At 71.2% G+C, this 26205-nt stretch carries 24 protein-coding genes and 1 pseudogene; 17 read left to right on the top strand and 8 right to left on the bottom strand.

Annotated elements, in window-relative coordinates:
- Positions 1–45 precede the first annotated feature (45 nt).
- The gene (gene cyaB, locus HUG12_RS11965; protein WP_179268990.1) at positions 46–651 is read right to left on the bottom strand and encodes a class IV adenylate cyclase; all 606 of its coding nucleotides are present in this window, start codon (positions 649–651) and stop codon (positions 46–48) included.
- Positions 652–863: 212 nt separating this feature from the next.
- Between cyaB and HUG12_RS11960 the strand changes: the two genes are divergently transcribed.
- From HUG12_RS11960 to HUG12_RS11930, 7 genes and pseudogenes are all read left to right on the top strand, one after another.
- Positions 864–1886: an FKBP-type peptidyl-prolyl cis-trans isomerase gene (locus tag HUG12_RS11960; RefSeq protein WP_179268989.1), complete on the top strand. Its 1023-nt coding sequence runs from the start codon at positions 864–866 to the stop codon at positions 1884–1886.
- Positions 1887–1907: 21 nt separating this feature from the next.
- A complete protein-coding gene (locus HUG12_RS11955) occupies positions 1908–2168 on the top strand; it encodes a hypothetical protein (RefSeq protein WP_179268988.1) in 261 nt (86 codons plus the stop codon).
- Positions 2169–2266: 98 nt separating this feature from the next.
- A complete protein-coding gene (locus HUG12_RS11950; RefSeq protein ID WP_179268987.1) occupies positions 2267–2668 on the top strand; it encodes a YlbF family regulator in 402 nt (133 codons plus the stop codon).
- Between the two features lie 328 nt (positions 2669–2996).
- Positions 2997–3936: pseudogene (locus HUG12_RS11945) on the top strand (glycosyltransferase).
- A gap of 52 nt (positions 3937–3988) precedes the next feature.
- The gene (locus HUG12_RS11940) at positions 3989–4600 is read left to right on the top strand and encodes a MinD/ParA family ATP-binding protein (RefSeq protein WP_179268986.1); all 612 of its coding nucleotides are present in this window, start codon (positions 3989–3991) and stop codon (positions 4598–4600) included.
- Positions 4601–4653: 53 nt separating this feature from the next.
- Positions 4654–5280 carry an RAD55 family ATPase gene (locus HUG12_RS11935; RefSeq protein ID WP_179268985.1) on the top strand — a complete coding sequence of 209 codons (627 nt, stop codon included), beginning with the start codon at positions 4654–4656 and terminating at the stop codon, positions 5278–5280.
- Positions 5281–5521: 241 nt separating this feature from the next.
- Positions 5522–6532 carry a sodium:calcium antiporter gene (locus HUG12_RS11930; RefSeq protein WP_179268984.1) on the top strand — a complete coding sequence of 337 codons (1011 nt, stop codon included), beginning with the start codon at positions 5522–5524 and terminating at the stop codon, positions 6530–6532.
- Here HUG12_RS11930 and HUG12_RS11925 read toward each other — a convergent pair.
- Positions 6529–7437 (bottom strand): PhzF family phenazine biosynthesis protein, encoded by a 909-nt coding sequence (locus tag HUG12_RS11925; protein WP_179268983.1) that lies wholly within the window; start codon positions 7435–7437, stop codon positions 6529–6531. The genes HUG12_RS11930 and HUG12_RS11925 overlap by 4 nt on opposite strands.
- A 162-nt stretch (positions 7438–7599) precedes the next feature.
- Here HUG12_RS11925 and dph2 point away from each other — a divergent pair, with 162 nt between their 5' ends.
- On the top strand, positions 7600–8637 hold the full coding sequence (dph2, locus tag HUG12_RS11920; protein WP_179268982.1) for a diphthamide biosynthesis enzyme Dph2: 1038 nt from the start codon (positions 7600–7602) through the stop codon (positions 8635–8637).
- A 49-nt stretch (positions 8638–8686) separates the two neighbouring features.
- Here dph2 and HUG12_RS11915 read toward each other — a convergent pair whose 3' ends face one another.
- On the bottom strand, positions 8687–9136 hold the full coding sequence (locus HUG12_RS11915; protein ID WP_179268981.1) for a TIGR00725 family protein: 450 nt from the start codon (positions 9134–9136) through the stop codon (positions 8687–8689).
- Positions 9137–9243: 107 nt separating this feature from the next.
- Here HUG12_RS11915 and HUG12_RS11910 point away from each other — a divergent pair, with 107 nt between their 5' ends.
- A complete protein-coding gene (locus HUG12_RS11910) occupies positions 9244–9813 on the top strand; it encodes a hypothetical protein (RefSeq protein WP_179268980.1) in 570 nt (189 codons plus the stop codon).
- A 59-nt stretch (positions 9814–9872) separates the two neighbouring features.
- Here HUG12_RS11910 and HUG12_RS11905 read toward each other — a convergent pair whose 3' ends face one another.
- Positions 9873–10634: an SIR2 family NAD-dependent protein deacylase gene (locus HUG12_RS11905; protein ID WP_218836310.1), complete on the bottom strand. Its 762-nt coding sequence runs from the start codon at positions 10632–10634 to the stop codon at positions 9873–9875.
- A gap of 279 nt (positions 10635–10913) precedes the next feature.
- Here HUG12_RS11905 and HUG12_RS11900 point away from each other — a divergent pair, with 279 nt between their 5' ends.
- Positions 10914–11753, top strand: a complete 840-nt coding sequence (locus HUG12_RS11900) for an MBL fold metallo-hydrolase (protein ID WP_179268979.1) — start codon at positions 10914–10916, stop codon at positions 11751–11753.
- Positions 11754–11865: 112 nt separating this feature from the next.
- Here the strand turns inward: HUG12_RS11900 and HUG12_RS11895 are convergent, their stop codons facing one another.
- Positions 11866–12486, bottom strand: a complete 621-nt coding sequence (locus tag HUG12_RS11895) for a cupin domain-containing protein (protein WP_218836309.1) — start codon at positions 12484–12486, stop codon at positions 11866–11868.
- Positions 12487–12575: 89 nt separating this feature from the next.
- Between HUG12_RS11895 and HUG12_RS11890 the strand changes: the two genes are divergently transcribed.
- From HUG12_RS11890 to HUG12_RS11875, 4 genes are all read left to right on the top strand, one after another.
- Positions 12576–13022: a universal stress protein gene (locus HUG12_RS11890; protein ID WP_179268978.1), complete on the top strand. Its 447-nt coding sequence runs from the start codon at positions 12576–12578 to the stop codon at positions 13020–13022.
- Between the two features lie 74 nt (positions 13023–13096).
- Entirely contained in the window at positions 13097–14713 is a 1617-nt protein-coding gene (locus HUG12_RS11885; protein WP_179268977.1) for a coiled-coil domain-containing protein, read from the top strand.
- Positions 14714–14759: 46 nt separating this feature from the next.
- Positions 14760–15665: a hypothetical protein gene (locus tag HUG12_RS11880; RefSeq protein ID WP_179268976.1), complete on the top strand. Its 906-nt coding sequence runs from the start codon at positions 14760–14762 to the stop codon at positions 15663–15665.
- Positions 15666–15960: 295 nt separating this feature from the next.
- On the top strand, positions 15961–16725 hold the full coding sequence (locus tag HUG12_RS11875; RefSeq protein WP_246308201.1) for a BtpA/SgcQ family protein: 765 nt from the start codon (positions 15961–15963) through the stop codon (positions 16723–16725).
- Positions 16726–16793: 68 nt separating this feature from the next.
- Here the strand turns inward: HUG12_RS11875 and HUG12_RS21730 are convergent, their stop codons facing one another.
- On the bottom strand, positions 16794–17723 hold the full coding sequence (locus tag HUG12_RS21730; protein ID WP_246308042.1) for a carbohydrate kinase family protein: 930 nt from the start codon (positions 17721–17723) through the stop codon (positions 16794–16796).
- A gap of 989 nt (positions 17724–18712) precedes the next feature.
- Here HUG12_RS21730 and HUG12_RS11865 point away from each other — a divergent pair.
- The 3 genes from HUG12_RS11865 to HUG12_RS11855 all read left to right on the top strand — a co-directional run bounded on the left by HUG12_RS11865 (position 18713) and on the right by HUG12_RS11855 (position 22831).
- Positions 18713–19174, top strand: coding sequence for a DUF5805 domain-containing protein (locus HUG12_RS11865; protein ID WP_246308041.1), 462 nt, complete (start codon positions 18713–18715; stop codon positions 19172–19174).
- Positions 19167–20222 (top strand): tyrosine-type recombinase/integrase, encoded by a 1056-nt coding sequence (locus HUG12_RS11860; protein ID WP_179268973.1) that lies wholly within the window; start codon positions 19167–19169, stop codon positions 20220–20222. Before HUG12_RS11865 ends, HUG12_RS11860 begins: the two co-directional genes overlap by 8 nt.
- A 1106-nt stretch (positions 20223–21328) precedes the next feature.
- Positions 21329–22831, top strand: a complete 1503-nt coding sequence (locus HUG12_RS11855; protein WP_179268972.1) for a glycosyltransferase family 2 protein — start codon at positions 21329–21331, stop codon at positions 22829–22831.
- 80 nt (positions 22832–22911) lie between these two features.
- Here the strand turns inward: HUG12_RS11855 and HUG12_RS11850 are convergent, their stop codons facing one another.
- Together HUG12_RS11850 and katG are read right to left on the bottom strand one after the other, a co-directional pair.
- Positions 22912–23646 carry a hypothetical protein gene (locus tag HUG12_RS11850; RefSeq protein WP_179268971.1) on the bottom strand — a complete coding sequence of 245 codons (735 nt, stop codon included), beginning with the start codon at positions 23644–23646 and terminating at the stop codon, positions 22912–22914.
- A gap of 310 nt (positions 23647–23956) precedes the next feature.
- Positions 23957–26155, bottom strand: coding sequence for a catalase/peroxidase HPI (gene katG / locus HUG12_RS11845; RefSeq protein ID WP_179268970.1), 2199 nt, complete (start codon positions 26153–26155; stop codon positions 23957–23959).
- Positions 26156–26205 lie beyond the last annotated feature (50 nt).

Raw genomic sequence — 26205 nt, 5'->3', positions numbered from 1 at the left:
GACGGGCCGAACTATAACTTGCGGAAACGCTCGTTGCCGTAGTGATTACTGCTGGGCATCCGATTCGGCGAGGAGCAGGCCGAGATACGAGGTGCGGATGTGGTCGTCCGGGTCCAGTCCGAGTTCCCGAAGCAACGCGACGGCACCCTCGCGGGCCGCGGGGACCTCGTCCGCATCCGCCTCGCACTCCACCTCGACGAACTCCCCCAGGCCCGCGACGCGGTCGAGCGTGACGGCGTAGCCGTCGACCTCGTACGCCTCCCGTTCCTTCTCGACGGTCGCGGCCGTCTCGAAGCCGAGTCCGACGAGGATTCCCTCGACGGCGTCCGAGTCCGCCACCGCGGTCTCGCGTTCCTCCCGCGTCTTCGACTCCTCTTCCACCAGCGGCCCCTTGTACGTGAGTACCGTCACCGCGTCGTGAGCGCCGGTACCGTCCTCGTCGGCGTCCGAGGCGGCATCACCGTTCTCGTCGCCGACCGTCCGCTCGCGGCGGACGCGGAGCGCCTCGTCAGTCTCGGTGAACGACCGGTGTGGGGCGTCGTAGTAGTCGTCCGTCTGTCGGACGTGCCCCCTCCGGACCGCGTCGAGCGAGGCGAGCCGTTTCCGGACGGCGTCGTGGTCGGCCCGGACCTTCAGTTCGACCTCGTACATGCCCGGTGAATCGGCCGGTCCGGGGAAAAGCGTGGCCGTCGGGCGTCCGAACCGAGGACGACCCCCAACGTCCGTCCGCGCGGTCGCGATCGCGGCTGGTCGGGCGGAACGTCGGACGAATCGACTTCACGTCCGGTTCGTCCGCGGCGACCGGAATCACCGGCCCCGAACGAAACGTGACTGTTAAGAAGCGGACGGGCGACGGTGGGGACATGAGCGAAGACGAGCAGGCCGACGCGGCCGAATCCGCCGACGCCGACCCGACGGAAGATGAAGCGTCCGCGGAGGCCGACGACGAGGCCGCCGAGGAGGGTGGGATTGCGAAGAACGACTTCGTCACGCTCGAGTACACCGTCCGGACCGTCACCGCAGAGGACGGGGACGAGGGACAGGTCGTCGACACGACGCGACGGGACGTCGCCGAGGAGGCCGGCATCGACGACGACGAGTACGACTTCTCCCCGCGCACCGTCGTCGTCGGCGAGGGCCACGTGTTCGCGAGCGTCGACGAGGACCTGATCGGCAGGGAAGTCGGCGACTCCAACACCGTGACCGTGCCCGCCGACGAGGCGTTCGGCGAGTTCGACCCGGAGGACGTGCGCACGGTCAGCGTCGAGAAGATCCCCGAGGACGACCGCTACCCCGGCGCCCAGGTAACCGTCGACGGCGAACAGGGCTACCTCGAGACGGTCATCGGCGGCCGCGCGCGCGTCGACTTCAACCACCCGCTCGCGGGCGACGACCTCGAATACGAGTACGAGATCCTCGAGATCGTCGAGGACCGCGAGGAGCAGGCGGCCAGCCTCATCGGGATGTACCTCCAGGAGACGCCGGAGGTCCGCATCGAGACCGAGACCGTCGAGGAGGAGGTCACGATGGAGGCCCACGAGGACGAGGAGACCGGCGAGGTCGAGAAGGAGACGGAGCTCCGCGAGGTCGAACGGGACACGCTGTACATCGAGGCGACCCCGATGATGCAGATGAACCAGCAGTGGATGTTCTCGAAACAGCAGATCGCCCAGGACATCATGGGCCGACTCGGCCTCGACCGCGTCGTCGTCGAGGAGGTCATCGACGGCTCCGGCGGCATGATGGGCGGCATGGGCGGCATGATGGGTGGAATGGGCGACATGGGCGGCGAGGACGTCGAGGAGGCCCTCGACGACGTCGACCTCGACGACGTCGACGTCGACGCCGACGAACTCGTCGAGGAGCTGGAAGGCGACGAGGAGTAACCCCGTCCCCCCGATCCGCGTATGGACCTCGACTCCGTTCGCGAGGACCTCCTGGTCGCCGGCGTCGCAGCGGGCGGCGCGGTCGGCCTGACGCTGGCGCTCGAACTGCTCGCGGACGTCTCCGTCCCGTTCTGGCTCGAAGCCGCGCCGCTGGGGGTCTACTTCGCGTACCTGTTCACCCGCAAGGGCGGGCCGTACGGTCCGTACGACACGGTCAGGAACTGGGCCCTGCTCGCGGCGATGGTGGCGCTCGCCGCCGCGGCGTACGCCCTGCTCGTCTGACCGGTCGGAGGGCGTCGGATCCGCTCGTCGCGTCGGGTGGGCCCGCCGGGACGGTCACAGTCGCGGCGCTTAAACGGCACCGTTCCCAACCGTGAGCCATGAGCATCGAGACGGAAGCCGAGTCGGACGCCGCGGCGGGACCGGACGTGGACGCGCTCGCCGGCGAACTCGGGGACGCCATCGCGGAACTGCCCGTCTACCGCCGGTTCGCCGAGGCGAAGGCGGCGGTCGAGGCCGACGAGGAGGCCCAGGAGCGCATCTCCGAGTTCGAGGGGCTCCGCCAGGAGTTCGCGTTCGCGCGGCAGATGGGGAACGCCGACGAGGAGAGCCTCCGGAAGGTACAGGAGGCGCAGGCGGACCTCCACTCGCTGCCGGTGATGGCCGAGTACGTCGAGGCGCAGGACGCGCTCCAGGACCGGCTCGAGGACCTGAACGAGGCGATCTCCGGGCCGCTCGCGGTCGACTTCGGCGGCGAGGCCGGCGGCTGCTGTCAGGATTAGAACGAACCCCTTTTGCGGGGGCGCGTCCTCGCGCGTCGGCTCCGCCGACGCGCTACGGCCGGACCCCCGCAGAACCCGTTCATGCTGTGGGATTCCGGAGAAATCCCACTGCTGACGGGAGATCTTCGATTTCCCGTCTTGTTGCCAGAACCCGTCGGTTTCTGGCCGCAATACGAGCTTTGCTCGTCAGTGCCAAACGCCGCTCGACTCGGTCGGCGAGGCTTCGCCCCGCCTCCCTCCCGGTGAGTGAGCTAGCGTCTTCCGCACCGCCGCTGCCGTACCGCGTGGATCCCGGACCGTTTACGTTTCTTCCTTCGAAACCTCGGCCATGAACGGCCCTCCCCCTACGAGCGTCGTCCTCCCGACGATACGGTGGACCGACGCGTGCGACGAGGTGGCCGACCAGCTCGGCCCGAACGACGAGTTGCTGGTCGTCTGTGACGACGAGTCCGACCCGGTCGCGGAGCGGGCGGGGGAGCTCTCCGAGGGGGTCGAACTCGTGTTCGCAGGCGAGCCGGACGGCTGCTCCGGGAAGGCCAACGCCGTCGCCGCCGGGATGGAAGCGGCCGAGTGCGACCGGCTGGTCTGGACCGACGACGACTTCCGCCACCCGCCGGACTGGCTCGCACGGCTCCACGCGGACTACGAGACGCACGGACCCGTCTCGGAGGTTCCCTTCTTCGTCGGGCGCGACCCGCTGTCGGTCCTGCTGGAGCCGATCTACGCGATCGGCGGCACGCTCGGCGCCTACGGCAGCGGAAAGGCCTGGGCCGGCGGGGTGCTGTTCGAGCGCGACGACCTCGACGAGCGGGCGTTCCTCCGCGATCTCCGGCGGACGGTCAGCGACGACGGCCTGCTCTCCGAGCACCTCGACGTCACCCCGCTTCGTCGTGCCCGCCGCGTCGAGGTCGGGGGAACCGTCCGCGAGACGCTGGAGCGACACGCCCGGTTCTGCCAGATCGTCTATCGGCACGAACCCCGGGATACGGTCGCGATGGGCCTGCTGGCGACCCTGACGGGGGTGGCGATGCTCCTGTTCCCGTGGGGCGGCCTCGCGCTCTCGACGCTCCTCGTCTCGGGGGTGTACGCCGCGTTCGGGGTACGCAGGTGGACCGCGGCGCTCGCGTATCCGGCGATGCTCCTGCAGGCGCCCGCGCTCGCGTACGGCCTCGCGCGCCGGACGTTCAGTCTGGGGCGGGCGGCGCTACCGCTGGCGGTCGAAGTTCGACGTGGAGGTGCTGACGGCGGAGGGACGCACGGACGAGTAGGCGGTGGCCGACGGGGCGAACGTTCAAATCCGAAGGCGCTGCCAGAGGGCCCATGCTCGCAGTGACCGGCGGGAAGGGCGGTTCCGGGAAGACGACGACGACGCTGGGGCTGGCCCGGGCGCTCGACCGGCCCACCGTCGCCGTCGACGCCGACTGGGACCTCCCGGACCTCCACGCGCTCGCGGGCGTCCCGCGCCCGTGGCCCGGGAACGACGCGGGGGAGGCCGTCGAGAGCGCGCCCGATTCGGACGGGACCCGCGTGCTCCCCGCGCCGTCGAACCCCCGGGAGCGCGACGTCGGTGCGGTGCTCCGGCGGCTCCACGTCGCCGACCCCCTCGTCCTGGCCGACTGTCCGGCGGGGGCCGGTCCCGACGCGGCCGCGCCGCTCCGCGTCGCCGACGCCGCACTGCTCGCCGTCACGCCGTGCGCGCCGGCACTTCGCGACGCGGCGAAGGCCGCCGCGATGGCCCGCGAACTCGACACCCTCGTCGCCGGCGCGGTGGTCACGCGCGCCACGGTCGTTCCGCCGGGCGTCCCCGAGTTCCTCGGCTGCCCGGTGCTGGCGCGGGTTCCACCGGTCGGCCGGGACGTCCTCTCGGACCGGCGGGTTCGCGCGGCGTACGGGACCGCCGCGGGGGCGCTCGTCGAGGGGTCGAAATTATGAGCGTTGAGAGCGACGAGGAAAGCGTTATCCGTCTCCCCTCGGTTCCCCCGAGCATGACGGACAGGCTCCCGACCGGGGTGAACGTGCTCGACCGCCACCTCGACGGGGGCATCCCCCGCGGGAGCGTCGTCCAGTTCGAGGCCGACCCGGCGAGCCAGTCCGAACTGCTCCTCTACGAGTTGACGGCCGCTCGCGGGACCCTCTACCTCTCGACGGTCCGCTCCGAGAGCGCCGTGATGGACGCGTTCGACTCGGCCCGCGGCCGGGTCGGGAACCCGACGGTCCGGGACGTTGGCGGGGACGCGCCCCTCGACGCCGTCAACCGGCTCGTCGGCACGCTCCCGGAGGGCGCCAACCTGATCGTCGACGTGCTCGACCCGCTCGAACGGATGGACAGCGGCCGGTTCCGGCGGTTCCTCACCGAACTCCAGACGACGATGGTGAACACCGGAAGCGTGGCGTTCCTCCACTGCATGAAAGGCGGGACGGAGCCGGAGAACCGGACGATGACCCGTCACGTCGCCGACGTGGTCTGGGACCTCCGGACGACCGTGCGCGGGACCGACGTGGTGAACCACCTCGCGGTCCCGAAGTTCCGCGGCGGGCGCGCGCTCGACGAGACGATCAAGCTGAAGCTGGAGGAGACGGTCACCATCGACACGAGCCGGGACATCGCCTAGCCACGAACCTCTTTTGCGGGGGTCTGGCCGCAGCGCGTCGGCGGAGCCGACGCGCGAGGACATGCCCCCGCAAAACCCGTTCATGCCAAAACGCCGCTCGCTCGGTCGGCGGGGCTTCGCCCCGCCTCCCACCCTCGCGGTGGGTGAGCCAGTGCTTCCGTGGACGGGTCGGTCTTCCCGCGTCCTTGGAGACTCGGTCGAAATCGACCGGATTTACACCGTACGGGCTCGCGCCTCCGGTATGGCCTCCCTCGCCGTCGCGGTCGTGCTCGCGCTCGCCGGCTCGGCCGCCGTCTGGGCCGCCGGAGGGCGTCTGGAGTCCGCGAGCAAGCGGCTCGGGGCCCACTACGGCTTCCCGCCGGTCGTACAGGGCGCGGTGATCGCCGCCGTCGGGTCGTCGTTCCCCGAGCTTTCGAGTTCCGTCGTCGCCGTGTTGCTCCACGGCGACTTCGACCTCGGGGTCGGCGCCATCGTCGGCTCTGCCGTCTTCAACGTCCTCGTCATCCCCGGCTGGAGCGCGCTCCGCGGCGAGGGGCTCCGCGCGGACCGCGACGTGGTGTACAAGGAGGCGCAGTTCTACATGCTCGCGGTCGCCGTCCTCCTGTTGACGTTCTCGTTCGGCGTCATCTACTACCCCGCCGGGACGGACGGGCTCGTCGCAACGATCACGCGGCCGCTCGCGCTGGTTCCCGTCGCGATGTACGGCGTCTACGTCTTCATCCAGTTCCAGGACGTCTCGGACTACGACGCCCCCGGCGTCGACGACGTGCGCGTCCGCCGGCAGTGGCTGCTGCTTCTCGCCTCGCTCGCGGTCATCCTGCTCGGCGTCGAGGCGCTGCTCCGCGCCGCGCTGGACCTGGAGGCCGTCCTCGGCGTCCCCTCGACCGTCTGGGGGGTGACCGTCGTCGCCGCGGGGACGAGCCTCCCCGACGCGGCGGTGTCCGTCCGGGCGGCCGAGTCGGGCCGGGGGCCGACCAGCCTCGCGAACGTGCTCGGGAGCAACACGTTCGACCTGCTCGTCGCGGTGCCGGCGGCCGTTCTCCTCGCCGGCCCGACCGAGATCGACTTCGGGACGGCCGTGCCGATGATGGGCTTTCTCACGGTCGCGACGCTGGGGTTCCTGCTGGCGACGCGCACCGACCTCGAGCTCACGGCTCGGGAGGCGCTCCCGCTCTTTGGCCTGTACGGGGCGTTCGTCGTCTGGATGGCCCTCGAGGCGCTGGGCGTCACCGCGTTCGTCCCGGGCGTCTAGAGCAGCCGACCCTCGGCGACCGGGAACGCCCGACCGCCGACCTCGACCGCGATCCCGTCGTCCCCGGCCCACGCCCGCAGGCGGAGCGCGGACGGGCGGCCGACCTCGTACCCCTGTTCGACGGTGACGTCGACCTCGGGGTCGTCGAAGTAGCGGTGCTCGACGAGCCACGCCGCGAGGCAGCCGTTCGACGACCCCGTCGCGGGGTCCTCCGGGACCCCGGCCCAGTCGGCGAGCACCCGGACGTGCAGGTCGCCGTCGGCCTCCGTCTCCTCCGAGAAGACGAGCACGTTGTGGCCGCCGTACCCGTCGATGAACTCCCCGTAGGCGGGCCGCGTGGTCTCGGCCCGCTTCACCGCGTCGAGCGAGTCCACCGGGACGACGAGCGTCGGGAGGCCGGTCGAGACGGCCTGTACCGGGTAGTCGTCGAGGTCGCCCTCGTCGAGGCCGACCATCCGGGCGACGAGGTCGCGGGGCGGACGCTCCCCGAAGGTCGGTTCGATCTGACGCATCCAGTACGTCTCCGCGGGCGGGGACGCCCCGCCCGCGTTCCCTCGGCTCCCGCGTTCGTCGCGCTCGACCCACACGTCGATGGGGCCGACGCCGAGGTTCAGCGTCAGCTCGTCCGGCCGGTCCTCGCGGACGAACTCCCGGAGCACGTACGCGGTGCCGAGCGTCGGGTGGCCCGCGAACGGGAGCTCCTCGGCGGGGTCGAAGATGCGGACGTCGTGGCCCCCGTCGGACTCGCCGACGAGGAACGTGCACTCGGAGAAGTTCGTCTCGCGTGTGAGCGCCTGCATCGTCGGGTCGTCGAGCCCCGCCGCGTCGTGGAAGACGGCGAGCTGGTTGCCGGCGTACTGCTCCCGGGCGAACACGTCGACTACGTGGAAGGGGTTGTCGGGCACGACCTGGCGGACGAACGCCCGAATTAAGGAGTTGTCGGGGGCGTGTGAACGGGTGGCCCGTCGACCCGTTTCGGGCGCCGACCGACGACGGGCGTGCCACCGGCCCACGGGCGCCCGCGCGGAGCGGGTCGTTTAACCGCCTACGGTCGTTACGCCGGCGTAATGAGCCAGCGAAGCGAGGGCGACCTGACGAACACCGGGATGTCCCTCAAGCACGACCGCGAGTGGGACTACGAACTCGACCGCATCGTCGAGGCGGTCGAGGAGCGGGACGCCGAGAAGGTCGGCCTCCAGTTCCCCGAGGGGCTGAAGCGGCGCGCGCCCGCCGTCGCCGACGACCTCCGGGAACTCACCGACGGCGTCCGCTACCTCATCTCCGGGCAGCCCTGTTACGGCGCCTGCGACCTCGACACCTACCTGATGCGCCGGTGTGACGTGTTCGTCCACTTCGGCCACTCGCCGATGAAGGAGTCGGACAAGATCATCTACGTCCCGCTGTTCTCCAACGTCGACCCGTTCCCCATCATGGAGGACTCGCTGGAGGAGCTCGCGGATCCCGACGACGACCCCGACGTCGGCCTCGTCACGACCGCCCAGCACATGAACCTCTTCGAGGAGATGTACGACTGGCTGGAGGAGCGCGGCTTCGAGGTCCACACCCGGCGCGGGGACGATCGGCTCACCCACGAGGGGCAGGTGCTCGGCTGCAACTACGCCTCCGCCGACATCGACGCCGACCAGGTGCTGTACGTCGGCGGCGGGAAGTTCCACCCGCTCGGCCTGGCGATGGAGCACCCCGAGAAGAACGTCGTCATCGCCGACCCCGTCAACAACGTGGTGACGATCGCCGACACCGAGAAGTTCCTGAAACAGCGATACGGCGCGGTCCACCGCGCGATGGACGCCGACACGTTCGGCGTCATCCTCTGTACGAAGATCGGGCAGGGTCGGTTCGACACGGCCGAGGGGATCGTCGAGGAGAACGAGAACGCCCATCTCATCACGATGGACGAGGTGACCCCGGACCGCCTCCGCAACTTCGACTTCGACGCGTTCGTCAACACCGGCTGTCCGCGCATCACGACCGACGACGGCCCGCGGTTCCACAAGCCGATGCTCACGCCCGGCGAGTACGAGATCGCGGTCGGCAACGAGCCGCTAGAGGACCTGGAGTTCGACACGTTCCACGGTACCTGGTAGCCACCGGACGCACCGCCCGCGTTCGTCCCCGTTTACACTCCCGTTCCGCTCATCGTTCGTCCACCGCCCGCTCCACGTGCTCGACCGCCGCCGCCGGCGAGTCGCACGGCTCGACGCCGTCGACCTCGTGGGTCGCCAGCCCCGCGACCGGCCGGCCGTACACGAGCGCGAAGCCGATCTCGGAGAGCGTTCCCGGACCCCCGGCGACCGCGACGACGGCGTCGCCGTTCAGCGGCACCAGCGCGTTCCGCGCGTGGCCCAGCCCCGTCGCCACCGGCACGGAGACGTGCTCGTTCGCCTCGGTCGGATCGGTCGACGGGAGGATGCCGACCGTCTCGGCGCCCGCCCCGCGCGCGCCGCGGCAGGACGCGCGCATGACGCCGCCGCGGCCGCCACAGACGAGCGTGTGGCCCCGCTCCCCGAGCAGCCGACCGAGTTCCTCCGCGACGGCCGCCGTCCCCGAGCCGATCCGTCCGCCGCCGACGACGCTGACGCGCATGGACCTACGGCGGGGGGCGTGGACTTCGACCTGCCGGTCGTCGACGGACGGGGCGGCCCGCGAGCGTACCGGAAACGGTATCCCGCACCCCACCGAGCACGGAATCGATGCCCTCCACGCGCGGATTCGCCGGGGCGAGCGGCGCACTCCTCGCGCTCTCGCTTCTCGGCGCCGTCGGCACGGCAGCCGCACAGTCACCCGGCTCGGAGCTGGGGATCGGAGCGAGGCTCGGGATCCGGTTCGTCGTCTCGCTGGTCGTCTACCTGATGCTCGGCGGCGCGCTCGTCGCGCTCGGGCCGCGGTACGCCGCGGAGACGAGCGGCGCGATCCGCTCTGACCCCCTCGCCGCGTTCGGGTGGGGGCTGCTGGTCACGATCGCGGTTCCCGTCGCGCTCGTCCTGCTCGCGTTCACGATCATCGGCCTCGTCGTCGCGATCCCCGGCCTCCTGCTGCTCGTCCCGGTCGGAATCGTCGGCACGGCGGTCACGGTCGTCACGGTCGGCGCGGCCCTGACCGACGGGCGCGGCGACCCGTCGGGGAGGGTCGCGGTCGTCGGGGCGGTCGCGATGGCGATCCCGGCGGCCGTCCCCGTCCTCGGGGACTTCCTAACGGGCGTCGCGACGCTGTTCGGGACCGGCATCGTCGGGAAGTTCATCTACGAGTCCTGGCGCGGGTGACGGTGCGGACCGGACCGGACCGGTCCGTCAGGCGCCCCCGGTCCGTCGGACTCCCCCGTTCACCCGTCCCCACGCACCAGCGCGGCCAGTTCCGGGAGCGCCTCGGTCACATCCTCGCGGAACACGTACGCCGCGCGGTCGTCGTACGGCGTCGGGTCGAAGTTCACGACCGCGAGCGTCCCCTCCCCCGCCGTCGAGAGCGACGCGGCCGGCTCGACCGTGAGCGAGGAGCCGACCGCGAGGAGGACGTCCGCGCAGCTCGCGAGCCGGCGGGCCTCCGCGAACGCCTCCCGGGGGAGCCGCTCCCCGAAGAGGACCACGTCGGGCTTCAGGACCCCGTCGCAAGAGCCGCACCGCGGCGGGAGTTCGCCGTCCGCCGCCCGCTCGCGGGCCGGTGCCGCGTCGGACCGTCGCCCGCAGTCCGAACAGACGACCCGCCGGGCGGCGCCGTGGAGTTCGACGACCGTGCTTCCTGCCTCGGCGTGGAGTCCGTCGGTGTTCTGCGTGAGGACCGCGCCGAGGTGACCGTCCGACTCCAGCGACGCGAGCGCGCGGTGGGCGGCGTTCGGCTCCGGGTCCGCGGCGTACATCGCCCGGTGGAGGTCGAGGCGGTCCTCCCAGAAGCCGGCAGGATCGCGGCGGAACCGGTCGTGGTGGAAGTCGTCGGGGTCGAACGCCGACCCCCAGACGCCGTCCTCGCCGCGGAACGTCGGGACGCCGGAGGCCGCGCTCGTTCCGGCGCCGGTGAGCGCGACCCCGGCGGCGGCGGCGCGGAGGTCGGCCGCGAGCGACCGAAGCCGGCCCATCGTCTCCTCGTCCATGGGAGCGGCGTGGGAACGGAGGGGGAAAACGGGTTCGGGGGTCAGGGCTGGAGCGACCCGGCCGTCCGGCCGTCGAACGGGGGGACGCAGGCGGCGCATTGACTCGAAGTCGGCGGTCGGTCTGCGTTGCTGCATACCTGCCCGTCGTCGCCATCGGACGTGTCGTTCGGGCCGGATATGGCAAGCAGGGGCCGACGGGCGGCTCGGCCGGGTTCGATCGACCCCCGTGAACCGCCCGGAGTGGACAACGCTTAGTCCCCCGCCGTGGAGGGTCGACCCATGACGGAGACCACCTCCGACTGGGGCGACTGGCTCCCGCGCGCCGTCGAGTCGGCGGACCCCGAGGGCGTCTCGCTGTGGTATCTCGGCTGCAACGGCTTCGCCCTGAAGGGGAGCGACGGGACGACGCTCTGGATCGACCCCTACCTCGGCACCGGCGACCCGCCCCGGACCGTCCGGATGGTGCCGGTGCCGTTCGACCCCGCCGACGTGACCGCCGCCGACGCCGTGCTGGCGACCCACGAGCACACCGACCACGTCCACGGCCCGTCGCAGGCGCCCGTCCTGTCGAACACCGGCGCGTCGCTGTACGCGCCCGACGACTCGTTGGCGGTCGCCCGCGAGGAGGAGGCGTGGACCGAGGAGTGGGACGTGACCGACGACCAGTTCGTCGAGGTGTCGGAGGGCGACGCCGTCACGATCGGCGAGTTCGACGTCGACGTGGTCGGGGTGAACGACCCCGACGCGAGTCATCCGGTCGGGTACGTCGTCCAGCACGACGCCGGAACCGTGTTCCACGGCGGCGATACGAAGCCCCACGACGGCTTCGCCGAGGTGGCGCGGGAGTACGACGTCGACCTCGCGGTCGTCGCGTTCGGTTCGGTCGGGCGCATCGACGACAAGGAGACGAGCGAGCCCACCGTGACGAAGTGGTACAGCGACGAGAACGAGGCGGTCGCGGTCGCCAGCGCCCTGGAGGCGACGCGGATGCTGCCGAGCCACTGGGACATGTGGAAGGGGCTGACCGCGGACCCGACCGCGCTCCACGAGCACGTCCGGAGCTTCGAGTACCCGGAGCGACTGGAGGTCGTGGAGATCGGCGATCGGGTCGAACTGTAGGACTTCGAGGCAACCGTTCCCGACGATCGCGGTATCCGTTCCACGTTCGCAGGACTGTGGCCTCGGACCCGTCGGCCCGCTCGTCGTCGGCCGCGACGTCGGACGGTCGGCGTCAGTCGCGAACCGGGGCCGACTCGAACTCCGCCCCGCACCCCCAGCAGCGGGCGACGGGCCGGTCCCGTTCGGATAGCGTCGCCCGCAGGTCGTCGTGCCCGCAGTCGGGACACGGCGCCGGGACGCGTTCGGCCGAGCAGTCCGGGCAGATGAACGTGAACTCCTCCCCGCCGGCGTCCAGGCGGACGTCCCCGTGGCCGCAGTCGGGACACGGCAGGGGGAGTCGCACGTCCCCGCCGTCGCGGGGCGCCCCGACGGCGAGCGCCACGAGGTCGGAATCGGCCTCGTTCCGTCCGGACTGGAACTCGCCCGGGGCGAACCTGGCCGCCTCGCCCGCCGCGACGGCGACCTCGTCGGCCCCGCCCGGTACGTCGCCGTCCGCTCCGGACCCCTCGCCTCGCGGCACCCAGGTCTCGAAGGTCGCCTCACCCTCGAGGACGACGAACACCTCCTCCTGGTCCGGGTGGGCGTGGAGGCCGCCGGGGAACCCCTCGTCCGGGGCGATCCGGTACCGATTGATCGCGACGTCGGTCGTCCCGAGCGTCCCCGAGAGCCCGCGTCGGTAGACGCCGTCGCCCGGGAGGGTTCGATTCGCCTCCCCGATCGAGACTCGTTTCACGTCGGTTCGTCCCCGGGGCGTGACCAAGACGTTTCGGGAGAACCCCTCCAGCCGCGGGATTTTTGGGCCGACCCCTCGATTCGGGGGGCATGGAACACGCGCTCGCGGTCGTCGGTCCGACGGAGTCGGCGAAGAAACTCGTCCGCGAGGCGGGCGAACTCGCGGCGGGCGTCGGCGCGAGGCTGACGCTCATCCACGTCACCGACGAGGAGGAGTACGACGACCGCCGTGAGGAGCTCGCGAGGGTCACGGGCGCCGGCTCCGCCTACAGCGTCGGCCAGGCCGTCGAGGGCGCCCGGAGCTACGCCGCAGACGTCGGCCGGGAGGTGCTCGAGGACATCGACGTGGAGTACGACGCGGTCGGGAGCGTCGGCGACCGGGCCGAGACCGTACTCACGGAGGCCGAACGCCGCGGGTGTGACCACATCTTCATCACGGGCGACAAGCGCTCGCCGACCGGGAAGGCGCTGTTCGGGGACGACACCCAGCGGGTCGTCCTCGACGCAACGGTTCCCGTGACCGTCGTCACCGAGTAGGGCCGCCGGCCGGCGACTTCGAGCCTGAGAATCGGCCCGTGGGGTTTTTATGCCACCTCCGGGAGGGTGTATCCATGACTCAGGGGTCCGACATCGAGGAGCAAGTCGTCGTCGAGGGCGACGGCGTCACCGTCGAGAAACGATTCACGGCCGACGAGTTCCCCGTGCCCGCCGTCGCGTTCACCATCCGGACGGAGCGGGACGACCCGGCCGAGTTCAGGCTCGTCGACGACATCCCGGAGGACTTCCCGATGGACCGGGTCGGCTTCCACCCGGAGTACGAGTCCGAACACTGGACGGCCTACCAGGACCACCGCGTCGAGTACCGGCGCCGTCTGGAACCGGGGGAGGAAGTGACGACGGTGTACGGCATCCGGACCGACGACCCGAGCCGCGGGGCGACGTTCCTCGGCGAACCGGCCGTCGAGGAGGTCGCCGAGGACGCCGACCCGGTCGGGGACGTCGCCGACGTGATCGGCGAGGACTCCTCGCAGGTGGTCCGGGACGTGCTCTCGGGCGAACGGGAGTCCATCCCCGGCGACGACGGCGAGCCGGCCGTCGAGGAGCAGACCGGCGAACCGTCGGCGGAGGAACCGGCCGGTGGCGCCCTCGACCTCGCGGCCGCCGAGGAGGATCTCGGACTGACGGACGACGAACCCGGAGACGGTGAACCGGTGAACGACGACCTCGGGGACGATACGGTCGCCGACGAGGACCCGGCTGACGGGCCGGACGACGACGCCGTCGCGGAGGCGCTCGGCGACCCCCTCGGCGTCGACGAGGGGACGCCCGCGGACGACGGGAGCGACGGGGGGGAGCGACCGGCCGACGCGGCCGCGAGCGAACCGGCGGACCCCCTCGCCGTCGACGAGGACGCCGGTGCGGCCGACCTGGATGCGGGCGCGGCCGGGGGAGCCGACGTCGCGGGTGCGGCCGACGCGGACGGGGCCGAACTCGTGCCCGACGCGAGCGAGGCCGAGTCGGAGCCGGCGCCGGCCGGAGCGGGTGCGCCCGGCGGCGGGAGCGTCGCCGAGGCGCTGGCGACCGAACTCCGGGAGGGCGAGGTGTCCGCAGAGGACCGCGAACTGCTGAAGCGCGAACTCGAACTGGACCACTCCACGAGCGTCGACGCCCGGATCTCCCGCCTCCAGTCGAGCGTCGAGGACCTCGGCGCGTACACCGACGCGCTGGAGGAGTTCGTCGACGAGAACGGCACCGCCGACGAACTCATCGAGGGGCTCCGCGCCGACGTCACCGAGGTCCGCGACGCGCTCGACGCCGTCGAGGCCGACCTCGCCGCGGCCGACGACGAACGGGCCGACCTCGCGGACGACGTCGCGGACGTGCGGGGCACGGTCGACGGCGTGACCGACGAGGTGACGGAGACGGCCGAGGGGCTGGAGGCGTCGATCGCGGAGCTCCGCTCGGAGGTCGAGGAACTGGCGGGCGAGGTGGCCGCGGAGGACGACGCGGTCGCGTCGGTCCGCGAGGGGATGGTCGACCTCGAGGACGACGTCGAGTCGCTCTCGGCGACGGTCGACGGCGAGGTGGGCGAACTTCGCGCCGAACTCGCCGAGGTCAGGACGGAACTCGAGGAGTTCGAGGAGTTCCGCGATCGGCTCTCCTCCGTCTTCGGCCCGGGCGGCGCCGCCGCCGGAGGGACGGCGGACGGAAACGGATCAGGGGAGTAACGCCCGAAACGCGCCGCTTTTGACGCCGGGACCCGTGCGCTCGACAATGACCGAGACGGTAGCCGTCGCCGTACCGCGGAAGGGACGGCCGCTGGAGGCGACCCTCGAACGGTTCGCGGCCGTCGGCGGGCCGGCGGCGGCCGCGCTGGCCGACGACGTTTCCTCGACGCTCCGCTACGAGAAGGCGATCACGAAGGGGAACGGTTCCGCCGAGTCCGGGGTGTACGAACGGCTCGCAGCCCACAGCGAGCCCCACGACGGCGGCCCGGAGTACACGCTCGTCCGCGACGACCGCGAGGGCCACCCCCGCCGGGTCGTCTTCGACAGCGCGGAACTCGCGGTCGACGGGGCGCGGGTCCGACTCGTCGGGCGCGAGGAGCCGTTCCGCGCGCTGCGGACCCACGAGTTCGCGCTCGGCGTGGACTCGGCGGACCTCGTGCTCGAGGAGGTCGTTCAGCTCAGGGCCGACGGCGTCGCCGGCCTCGGAGACGTGAACGCGCGCATCGACCCGCGCGACACGGACGTCCGCGTGGCGACCGGGCTCGGGGACACGGTCCACCACACGCTGATGGCCCGCCCCGAGACGCTCCCGGCCGGCACCAGCCTCGACCGCTCGTTCGTCGCGGAGTACGAGGGGCCGCTCTGTATCTCCCCGCGCTACGAGCGCCTCGTCCGGGCCGTCCTCGGGACGGAGACGCTCGACGGCGTGGAGTTCGTCTACCCCGACGCCGGCGTCGACGAGGAGGCGGCCGTCGCCGAGGCCGGCCTCGGCGTCTACCTCACGGTGACCGGCGGCACCGCCCGCGACCACGGACTCGTGCTCGGCGAACACCTGTTCCCGAGCGAGACCGTGTTACTGGAGAACGAGGCCGAGGCCACCGGACCGACGGAGGAACTGAAACGCGACCTCACCAGGGGCGTCGAGACGGCGATCGGCGCCGGCGCCGACTGACCCCGGGGCGGACTCGTCCGACGTTCTCCCGACGGCCGTTCGAACCGACGAGCGGCCGCGTCGAGTCGGTTTTCGCGGGGAGGGGCCCCATCGAGAGCCGGCGAAGCCATTCGACAATCCCTATAGCGTTATAAAGTGTATGGGTCGCGGTGCGAGCGTCTTTTCGTCGTATACAAAAGGACGAAATGTGCGATCGAGAGCCGACGTCGGCTCGAACGGCGGACTTTACCCCTCGTCGCCGGAACCGTGGAGCGTGCTCGAATCCACCTTCGACGCCGATCGCCCGATCGTCGGGATGGTCCATCTCCCGCCGCTGCCCGGCGCGCCGAACTACGGCGGGTCCCGCGAGCGGATCCTGGCCGACGCCCGCCGCGACGCCCGCGCGCTCGAGGCGGGCGGCGTGGACGGAATCATGGTGGAGAACTTCGGGGACGTCCCGTTCTACCCCGACGACGTCCCCAAGCACGTCGTCGCGACGATGACCCGCGCGACCCGCGAGGTCGTCGAGGCCGCCGACCTCCCGGTCGGCGTCAACGTCCTCCGCAACGATGCCGACGCCGCCGTCTCGGTCGCCGCCGCGGCGGATGCCGAGTTCGTCCGCGTGAACGTCCACACCGGCGCCAGGGTCACCGACCAGGGGGTGCTCGAGGGGCGCGCCCACGAGACGCTGCGGCTGTGTGACCGGATCGACGCGGACCTCCGCGTCCTCGCCGACCACGACGTGAAACACTCCGCGCCGCTCGCGTCGGGCGACGGTTCGGCCGCGTCGATGGCCGACGCCGTCGAACGCGGCCTCGCCGACGCGACGGTCGTCTCGGGCGCCGGGACCGGCCACGGCGTGGACCTGTCGGAGCTGGAAGCCGCGGTCGAGACGCGCGAGGAGTTCGGGCTGGACGTGCCGATTCTCGTCGGAAGCGGCGTCACCGCGGGAACGGTCGGGGACGTCCTCTCCGTCGCGGACGGCGTCGTCGTCGGCACGGCGCTGAAGGAGGACGGCGAGGTGGCGAACCCGGTGTCCGAACGCCGCGTCCGCGAACTGGTCGAGGCTGCCGATCGGTAGGCCCTCCGCGGGAACGGCCGGACTCCAGCGTACGGTCGAAAACCGTCGGAGGGCGACGCGGATCGGAGCTACCGGGCGGCGAGAGCCGCCTCGACCTCCTCGCGCGTCGGGAGACCCCCACGAGCGCCCGCGGACTCGCAGTTGAGGCCCGCCGCCGCGGCGGCGAACCGGCCCGCGTCGGCGGCGGACGCGTCCCCGAGCACCCAGGCGTCGATCAGCCCCGCGACGAACGCGTCCCCCGCGCCCGTCTCGTCGACCACGTCGACGTCGAGGGCCGGGACGTCGAGGTCGGCCTCCGGGCCGAGCAGCGTCGCACCGTCGTCGCCGACGGTGGACGCGACCCCGTCGGCTCCGCGCTCGCGTAGCCGCTCGGCCGCCTCGCGGCCGGAACAGCCCAGGTAGGCCTCCGCCGCGACCTCGCCGACGACGAACAGCGACGCCGCCTCGACCCAGGCGTCGACGGTCGCGACGCGGGCGCCGCGCCCCTCGAGTTCTGCGGGTCGCCCCGAGAGATCGAACGCGACGGGCGGAAACGCGTCCTCCCGCGCACGGGAGAGCAGCGCCTCGTGGACGGGATCCGGCGCGTAGGCGGTGACGAACATGGCGTCGGCGTCCGCCAGGTACGCCAGGTCGGCGTCGTCCAGCCGGAGCCGTTTCGTGCTGTCGCCGGCCGTCACGATGCTCCGTCTCCCGTCCCCGTCACGGAGAATCACGCAGTGCGTGCTCGTCCCAGGTTCTCGCCGCACGCGGGAGACGTCCAGCGCGGAGCGGCGGAGTTCCTCGAGAACGCGGTCCGCCACGTCGTCCTCCCCGAGTCTGGCGACGAGTCCCGCCTCGCGACCGAACCGCGCACACGCCGTCGCTACGTTCGCGGCGACGCCGCCGAACGACTCCTCGACGTCGTTCGCGAACGCGCCGCCGTCGGGTTCCGGGTGGTTCGAGACGAGGTACTGCCGGTCGACCGTCGCGGCGCCGATCGTGACGACCTCCGGCGTCACGGCGACGGTCCCTCCGCGTCGGTCGCCCGCCCCGAATCGACGATCCGGTTCGCTCGACGAACGCCGCCCGTTCGGCGTCCGTCCAGTCGGCCAGTCGGCGACGGACGGGCGGGATCCACGGATCTCGCCCAGACACGTGGACGACGACCCGAAACGGAGGCGCTGACGGGAGTAGTCCGGCGTCCCGCGAGGACAACGATCCTGGCCCACGTCGGCGCGGGACGGGCGCCCCGGCTCGACCGTGGACCCGGCCGCTGGGCCTCTCTTGGGGCGTGCTGTTGTGGTCGGGGCACCTCCCGCCGACCTTCGACGATCTCGACGACTGGACCCATACGGTCGGCTTCGGCCCCGAACCCAAAACGACGACGCTTCGAACGGCCGGAGTCGCTCCGCCCCTCTCCGGGAGCGGTCGCCCCGTATCCGAGATATCCCGGTGAACCCCAGCCGGTCGAGTTCGAACCGGAGACCGGAGGCCTGGAAACTCGGGGCCGGGGGACTGCGGACGGCCCCGAGGGAGGATGCCAACGTATTGCGACATACGGTGTATGGGACCGGCACGAGCCACGAACGTTGCCTCGATACCGAGTACATATTTCGACCAGGTGGGAGCCAGCGTGAAGGTGGAGGGTGACGCCCGGCGACGACCTCGACCGGTTCCGGGACGGATGAGGCCCGCTCGTTGCGGCGAGAGCCGACGCCGGAATCGGACGCCCGGGGCAACTGCCCCTCCCGCGCCGGGCAGTTGGGAGTGGGGCGGTACGTGCCAAGTTCGGTCGGGAGGCCGACGGAACCGGCGGAGTCGTCCGTGCGGAGTCGACGAGAACCGATCGAGCGATCGGGGAGACCCACCCGGACCGTGGAGAAGGTAAGACATTCGATCGGGGAATGAATCCGGTTCGATTAAGGCGCGAAATTGTGCCCCGATACTGGATAAGGATGCTTTTAGAGGAACTGATCGGTGATTTTTATCCCCTCACCTCTGTCTTAGTATGATAGGACACGGAACGGTGGAATTGATAAGGGAGGCCTACCAGCGATGCATCGTGAGCGAACTCGACACGGAACGGACCGAGGTGCGCGTGAAACTCCCCCGCTACCAGAAGGAGGCGTGGATCGAGGACGCCGAGGAAGTCGGCATGTCACAGGCCGAGTTCGTCCGCACGATGGTCCAGGCCGGCCGGAACGAGCTCGGACTCGAGGGTTCGGGGGGCGCCGGCGAGGACGCCTCCGAGGAACCCCCTTCCGAGGGCGTCGACCCCAGGGGTGGCGGCCTCGAAGACCGGGTCCTCGAGGTTCTTCGACGCGAGGGGGCGATGGACTGGGACGAACTCCTCGAGTTCGTCGCGGGGGACGTCGAGGACCGCCTCGACGAGGCGCTCGGGGAGGTTCAGGAGGGAGGACTCGTCATCTACAGCGGCCGCGACGGGGGGTACGTGCTGACCGATGAGTAGCGCCGAGACCGCGGACCCGGAGGACCCGATCGGCTACTTCCTCCAGGACATGGAGCTCCACGGGAAGAGCCGGCGGACCCGGCGGGAGTACGGCAGGCTGCTCGAACGGTTCGAGTCGTTCCTCGCGGCGGGCACGGCTCCGAGCGGGGAGGTCGGCCCGGCCGGAGCCTCCCACCGGGACTGCATGGCGTTCGTCCACGACCTCCGGCAGGACCCCGACCTGGCCGACTCGACGGTCGCGACCTACGCCGCCTACCTCCACCGGTTCTACGCCTACATGACCCAGGTCGGGGCGTTCGAGGCGAACCCGATGGCGCTCGTCATGGAGGAACTCGACGAGCGGATCGACACGGACCCGACGCGCCGGGAGATCCCGGTGGCGAGGATGCGCACGTTCGTCTCCGGCATCCGCCACCCGCTGGAGCGGGCACTCGTCGTGGCGCTCCTCAAGACGGGGATGCGTGTCGGGGAGCTCTGCAACCTCGACCTCCGTGACCTGGCGCTCTCGAGGGAGCTCCCGGGGTACGACGTCGGCTCGCGCGCACAGCTCGACGGCCGCCCCGACTCGCTGTACGTCGCCGCGGAGCCGTCCGTCGGCGAGTCGTACAACGGCGAGACGCGCTCGGCGTCGAACAAGCGAAAGCGGGGGACCGTCGTCCCTGTCGACGACGAGCTCGAACGGACGCTGCTCCGCTGGCTCGCCGTCCGTCCGGACGCCGTCTCCCCCGCCGAACCCCTGTTCGTCGGGACGGCGAGCGGCTGGGGCGAACGGCTCACGCCCGAGCAGGTCCAGCGGATCGTGCGGCGCCACGCGACCGAGATGGGCTGGTACGAACCGGGGGCGGGCGCCGCCGAGAACGTCACGCCCCACTACTTCCGACACTTCTTCACGACGCACCTCCGGGAGCGGACCGGCGACCGGGGGGTCGTGAAGTACCTCCGCGGCGACGTCGCCGACGACATCGTCGACACCTACACCCACAACTGGGGCGACAACGTCCGCGAGACGTACGAACGGCACGTCTACTCGCTGTACGGCCCGGCCTGAGCCCCGTCAGCCGAGCCGACGGCGGTCGAGGAGGGCGACCGGCGGGAACCCACCTCCCACGGTGGGAAGCAGATCACGCGCCGGCCGTCCGTCCTCGTGACCGCCTGCCGCCCGAAAGTCGTCTTCCCGACCGGACGACCCCACCGTTCCGGAGGGCGTTTTCCGCGGTCCGACCGTTACGCGTCCGAGACCGGAATCTCCAGTGACGGGAGGACGCGTCCGCTCGTCGGGGAGTCCGCCCGGAAAGCGCGGACACCGCAGTTCCCTGGGACGGGACGGACAGGAAGGAGCCGCTGGAGTTCGACGAACCCGCCGAAAGGAACTCCCCTTCGTCCGCTCACGTCGGACTCGACGGCATCGTGGCCGTCCTCGTTCGGCCGGGCCCGTGGGGTCGTGAGGAGGTCGCGTCCGGGTGCGCACGCGAACCCAATCGGCCCGAACGACGGGGGCGGAGTTCCGCTCACGGCGACTCCGGACGCACCGCCGATACGGCGCGTCGCCGCGTCGAACCCCCGGATCCGCCGGTTGTGCCGGGTCGTCTCGCCGTTCGCGTCCAAACCGACGAGCGATGGACGCCGCCCAGACGGCGTCGGTCGGACCGCTCGATTGCCGCTTTCGGCGGGTTTCCGTCCGCTCGGTTTACTACGACTGTCCGTAATCCAGTACCTCGGCGGTGCCCGAACGGCAACATATAAACCGTATGTCGCAATAGCAAATGGGGATCGTGGCTCACGACCGCGATCACCGCCCCGTTGGCCGTAATCGGCGGTCGGAGGGCCGCCAGCGGCGTCGTCGCAGCGCGTGCCTCGCTCGGGCGGCAGGTTCGGTCCGGGCGGGGCATCGACCGGCGACGGCGCCCCCCGGCCACCATCGAGGACCGCCCGAACGGTGCCCCGTTTCAGTTCCCGGACGCTCATCGCGCGGCCATGCTCCCGGACCGGGCCCTGGACGATCGACCGGCGGATCGAAACGATCCGGCGAACTCACCGCGCCGGCGAGGGTCGACGCGGCAACGAACTCCCCCGTTCATCCGGCGGGACCGCCCGGGCCCCGGTAAGCGCCGCCTACCAATCCGTCGAGCGGGCGTCGTACGACACGATCCGCCAGTGACCAGCCGAAACCCACTGCTTCGTCCGCCGGCGCACGTCGCCGCGACCGGCGGCGTCTGGACGCTGCTGGTGGTCGTCGAGTGGCTGCTGGTTTCTCCCGCGACGGCCGTCGACTACGCCTACTACGCGTTGGCGTCGATCGCGTTCCTCCCGTTCGCGCTCCTCCTGACGAACTTCGCCTACCACTTCGCGTACCCGGGCGAGACGCTTCCCCGGGAACCGATCGGCGGGGAGAGACCACGCGTCGCCGTCCTCTACACCACGCGTAACGACGTCGTTCCGTTGTGCGTCGAGAGGACGGCCGAGGCCGTCGAACACCCGGTTGACCTCTGGATCCTGTCGGACAGCGACGTTCCGGAGGCGGTCGCGACCGAGCGGAGGTTCGACGGATGGCGTCGGTACACGCGCGGGGTGGCGCGGGGCGGGAAGTCGGGCATCATCAACGACTGGCTCGCGGACCACGGGGGCGGGTACGAGTACTTCGTCACGCTGGATGCGGACACGATGCTCGCACCGGGGAACGTGACCCGGCTCGTGGAGCACGCCGAACACGCCGGGAACGACGACGTCGGGATCTTCCAACTGCTCAAGGAGGTCCACCCGGACCTGGCGACGACACCGTTCGCGCGGATCGTCGGCCGAGGCGTGAAGTGGTCGACGCGCATCTCGCCGCCGGTCATGAAGCTCGTCTACGGGCGGAACACCTACTGGGGATCGGCCGGGCTGATCCGCACTGAGGCGGTTCGGGACGCCGGCGGGTACGACGAGCACCTGATCTGCGAGGACTTCGTGCTCACCGTGAAGTTCGACCGGGCGGGCTGGCGGGCCGTCGTCGTGGACGACCGCTCGTACGAGGGGTTCCCGCTCGACCTCCACGCGCTCCGGGCACGAACCGTGCGGTGGGTGCGGGCGAACCGGCAGATGCTCCCGCTTCTGGCCGGCCGCGGCGTCAGCGTCGGAACGAGGCTGAACTGCCTCACGCCGGTCATGTTCTACGGCGTGACGCCGGTCCTCCTGAGCCTGGTCCTGCTCGCGTCCGTGGAGTCGCGGGTCGCGACCGCCGCCGCCCCCAGCGTCGCGTTCGCGGCCGGGGTCTTCGCCTTCGTCTTTCTCCACCGGAGCGTCGCCGCCGGTCGCGAGGTCGGCGATTTCCTCGCGACCGCGACGCTGGAAACGCTCGTCGTGCTCGGGATGAGCATCCGGGTCACGGTCGCGCTCCTGTTCGGCGCGACGGTCTGGAAACCATCCCGGAAGACGTCCCGCGAGTTCAGTTGGTCCGAGAGCGTCGCCGAAACGCTCCCCGAGCTAGGGGTCGGGCTCCTCCTCGCGGCGGCCGTCCTCCGGAACGGTGACGATCCGAGCGTCGGATTGCTCGTCGGACTGTGGGCGGCGTCGTTCCTGTCGACGCCGTTCATCCTCCGGTACACGTCGGCGAGCATCGACGGGCCGACGCCCGAAAAGCGGCCACACGACCCGGACGCCGGGCTCCACGACGACTGACCGTCGCCGGGGCCGGAACGCGGGACGGTTCGAGACTGACGGTCCGGGTTCGCGCCGCCGGTTCGGCGCACGGCCCGCGTTCACGGCGGACGGAGCCAACGGTCGCCCGTCGGCCCCCAGAAGTCGAGCCGTCCGGGGGAGACCCCGTAGTCGAAGTCGGCGTCCACCACGCGCCACCCCGCCGCCGAGTAAACCGAGGCCACGGCCCCGGCGGCCTCGTCGAACCCTCCACCGACGTGGTCGGCGACGGTGCCGACGTCCACGTGCGCCTGACCGGCGACGCCGACGAGTTCGCCCCCGCTCCGGACCGGCCAGAGGTACAGGTGATGGCAGAGCCGCGGTCCGAGGGGATCGATCGGTTTCCGGTAGTTGCGGACGGGCGGGACGAGTCCGCTCGTCCCCCCGGACCAGACCTCGGGCGGTTTCGCGTCCTTCGTCGGCCAGTGCTCCCCCACGGCCGCGACGACCTGCGTCCAGCCGTCGCCGATCCCGACGGCGTCCAGTACGTCCGACGGGTCGTACGCGGAGCCGGTCAGGTCGAAGCGGACGTTCACCGGCATCGTGACGTCGTACTCGCCCGTGCGGTCGTTGTACGTCACCAGCGGATACGTCGTCCCCGCGTCCCGGTCGGTGACGACCGCCGGCGTGGGGCGGTCGGGCCCGCCAGCCGCGCGTTCGCTCGTGGAAGCCGCCTCGCCGGCTCGGTCGGGGGCGGGGGACCCTCCGGGGGCGACGTGACCGATCACGCCGGCCGTACCGACCGCGCCGAGCCCCCCGAGGAGCCGACGCCGCGTGCACAACGATCGGTCCGCCATTCCGTGCGGGAGTGGGCGAGCGGCGGGATAACCACGTCGGTCGGGTCCGTCCCGTCCGACGCGACCGGCCGGCGCTCGTACGCGCGTCGAGGAAACGGGAACGCGAAGGAGGAGCCGGAAACCGGGTCGCGACGCCGCGTCGGTCGACGAGGTCGGCGACGACGTCGGCGCCGGGGACCCCGTCCCCGACGGGGATCAGGTCGTCGTACTGCAGAGCGTGTGGCTGGAGTAGTCGTTCACGTGGCGCCGGGTCGCGGGACGTCGCGGTCGCCGAAGCGCCAGGTGGCCTCGCGGAGGCTCCCGACCGGGATCACTCGAGGTCGAAACGGTCGAGCTCCATCACTTTGCTCCACGTGTCCACGAAGTCACGCACGAATCGCTCCTCGGCGTCGCCGGACCCGTATACCTCCGCGATGGCCCGAAGCCGGGCGTTCGACCCGAAGACGAGGTCCACGCGGGTGCCCGCCCACTCGAGTTCGTCCGTCTCACGGTCGCGCAGCTCGTAGACGTCGTGGGCGTCCGAGGGCGCTTCCCACTCCACGATGTCCTCGCCTTCCGAGTCCGAGACCGCTTCCCACTCGTAGTCCATGTCGAGCAGGTTCACGAAGAAGTCGTTGGTCAGGGTCCCCGGCCGGTCGGTGAAGACGCCGAGCTCGGACCCCCGGTAGTTCGCACCCAGCGCGCGCATGCCGCCGACCAGAGCCGTCATCTCGTCGGCCGTCAGATCGAGGAGGTCGGCCTTGTCGACCAGTAGCTCCTCCGCCGAACGGTCGTGCCCGTCCCCGAGGTAGTTGCGGAACCCGTCGGCCTCCGGCTCGAGCGCCTCGAAGGACTCGACGTCGGTCCGCGCCTGCGAGGCGTCGGTGCGGCCCGGTTCGAACGGAACCGACACGTCGTACCCGGCGTCCGCAGCGGCCTTCTCGACGGCCGCGGAGCCGCCAAGAACGATCAGGTCGGCCATCGAGACCCGCGTCCCGTCGGACCGCGAGCCGTTGAACTCCTCCCGGATCCCCTCCAGGGTCGAGAGCACCGTCTCTAGCTCCTCGGGATCGTTCACCTCCCAGCTCTTCTGCGGTTCGAGGCGGATGCGGCCCCCGTTCGCGCCGCCGCGCTTGTCGCTGTCCCGGTACGTCGACGCCGACGCCCAGGCGGTCCTGACCAGCTGGGAGACGGACAGGTCCGACGCGAGGATCTCCGCTTTCAGTTCCGCGATCGCTTCGTCCCCGATCAGTTCGTAGTCGGCGTCGGGGACGGGGTCCTGCCACAGCATCTCCACGTCGGGAACCTCCGGGCCGAGGAACCGTTCCGGCGGGCCCATGTCGCGGTGGATGAGCTTGTACCACGCCTTCGCGAAGGCCTCTCGGAACTCGTTCGGGTTCTCCCGGAAGCGCTCGACGATCTCCCGATAGTCCGGATCCCGCTTCAGGGCGACGTCCGTCGTCAGCATCATCACGTCTTCCTTCTCCGACGGGTCCTCGGCGCCCGGTGCCGTCCCGTGGAGCACGCCGTCCTTCGTGGTCCACTGCCACGCACCGCCGGGACCCCTCTCGGGTTCCCACTCGTAGTCGAGCAGGTTGTCGAGATACCCCATGTCCCACTGGGTCGGCGTGGCGTTCCACGGTCCCTCTATCCCGCTCGTGATCGCGTCGGACCCCTTCCCGGAGCCGTGGCTGCTCTCCCAGCCGAGGCCCTGTTGGTCGATGGGGGCCGCCTCGGGTTCGGGGCCGACGTGCTCGTCGGGGTCGGCGGCGCCGTGGACCTTCCCGAAGGTGTGTCCGCCGGCGATGAGCGCGGCCGTCTCCTCGTCGTTCATGGCCATCCGACCGAACGACTCCCGAATCCGTTCCGCCGATCCCTCCGGGTCCGGCTCGCCGTCCGGTCCCTCCGGGTTCACGTAGATGAGACCCATCACGGTGGCGGCGAGGGGCTCCTCGAGTTCGTCCCCGTCGTCGAAGCGCTCGGACGCTTCCCACTCGGTCTCGGGCCCCCAGTCGACGGCCTCGTCGGGCTCGAACTCGTCCTCGCGCCCGCCGGCGAAGCCGAACGTCTCGAATCCCATCGACTCGAGGGCGACGTTCCCGGCCAGGACGATCAGGTCGGCCCACGAGAGCTTGTCGCCGTACTTCCGCTTCACCGGCCAGAGCAGCCGACGAGCCTTGTCGAGGTTCGCGTTGTCGGGCCAACTGTTGAGGGGCGCGAAGCGCTGCGTACCGCCGGAGGCACCCCCGCGGCCGTCGCTGGTGCGGTACGTGCCGGCACTGTGCCACGCCATCCGAATGAAGAGCGGCCCGTAGTGGCCGTAGTCGGCCGGCCACCACTCCTGGGACGTCGTCATCGCCTCCTCGACGTCCGCCTTCACGGCGTCGAGGTCGAGTTTCTCGAACTCCTCGGCGTAGTCGAACTCCTCGCCCATCGGGTCGCTCCGGCGAGCGTTCTGGTCGAGGACCGTCAGGTTCAGTCGGTTCGGCCACCAGTCATGGTTGCCGCGTCGGGGTTCGTCGTCGGTCATGTGGGTTACCTGCGTTCGAATGGCGTAGCTGCATCCATAAACGCAACGAT

The organism is Halorarum salinum, assembly GCF_013402875.1.
Taxonomy (GTDB): Archaea; Halobacteriota; Halobacteria; order Halobacteriales; family Haloferacaceae; genus Halorarum; species Halorarum salinum.
This window is presented reverse-complemented; position numbering and strand designations above follow the sequence as displayed.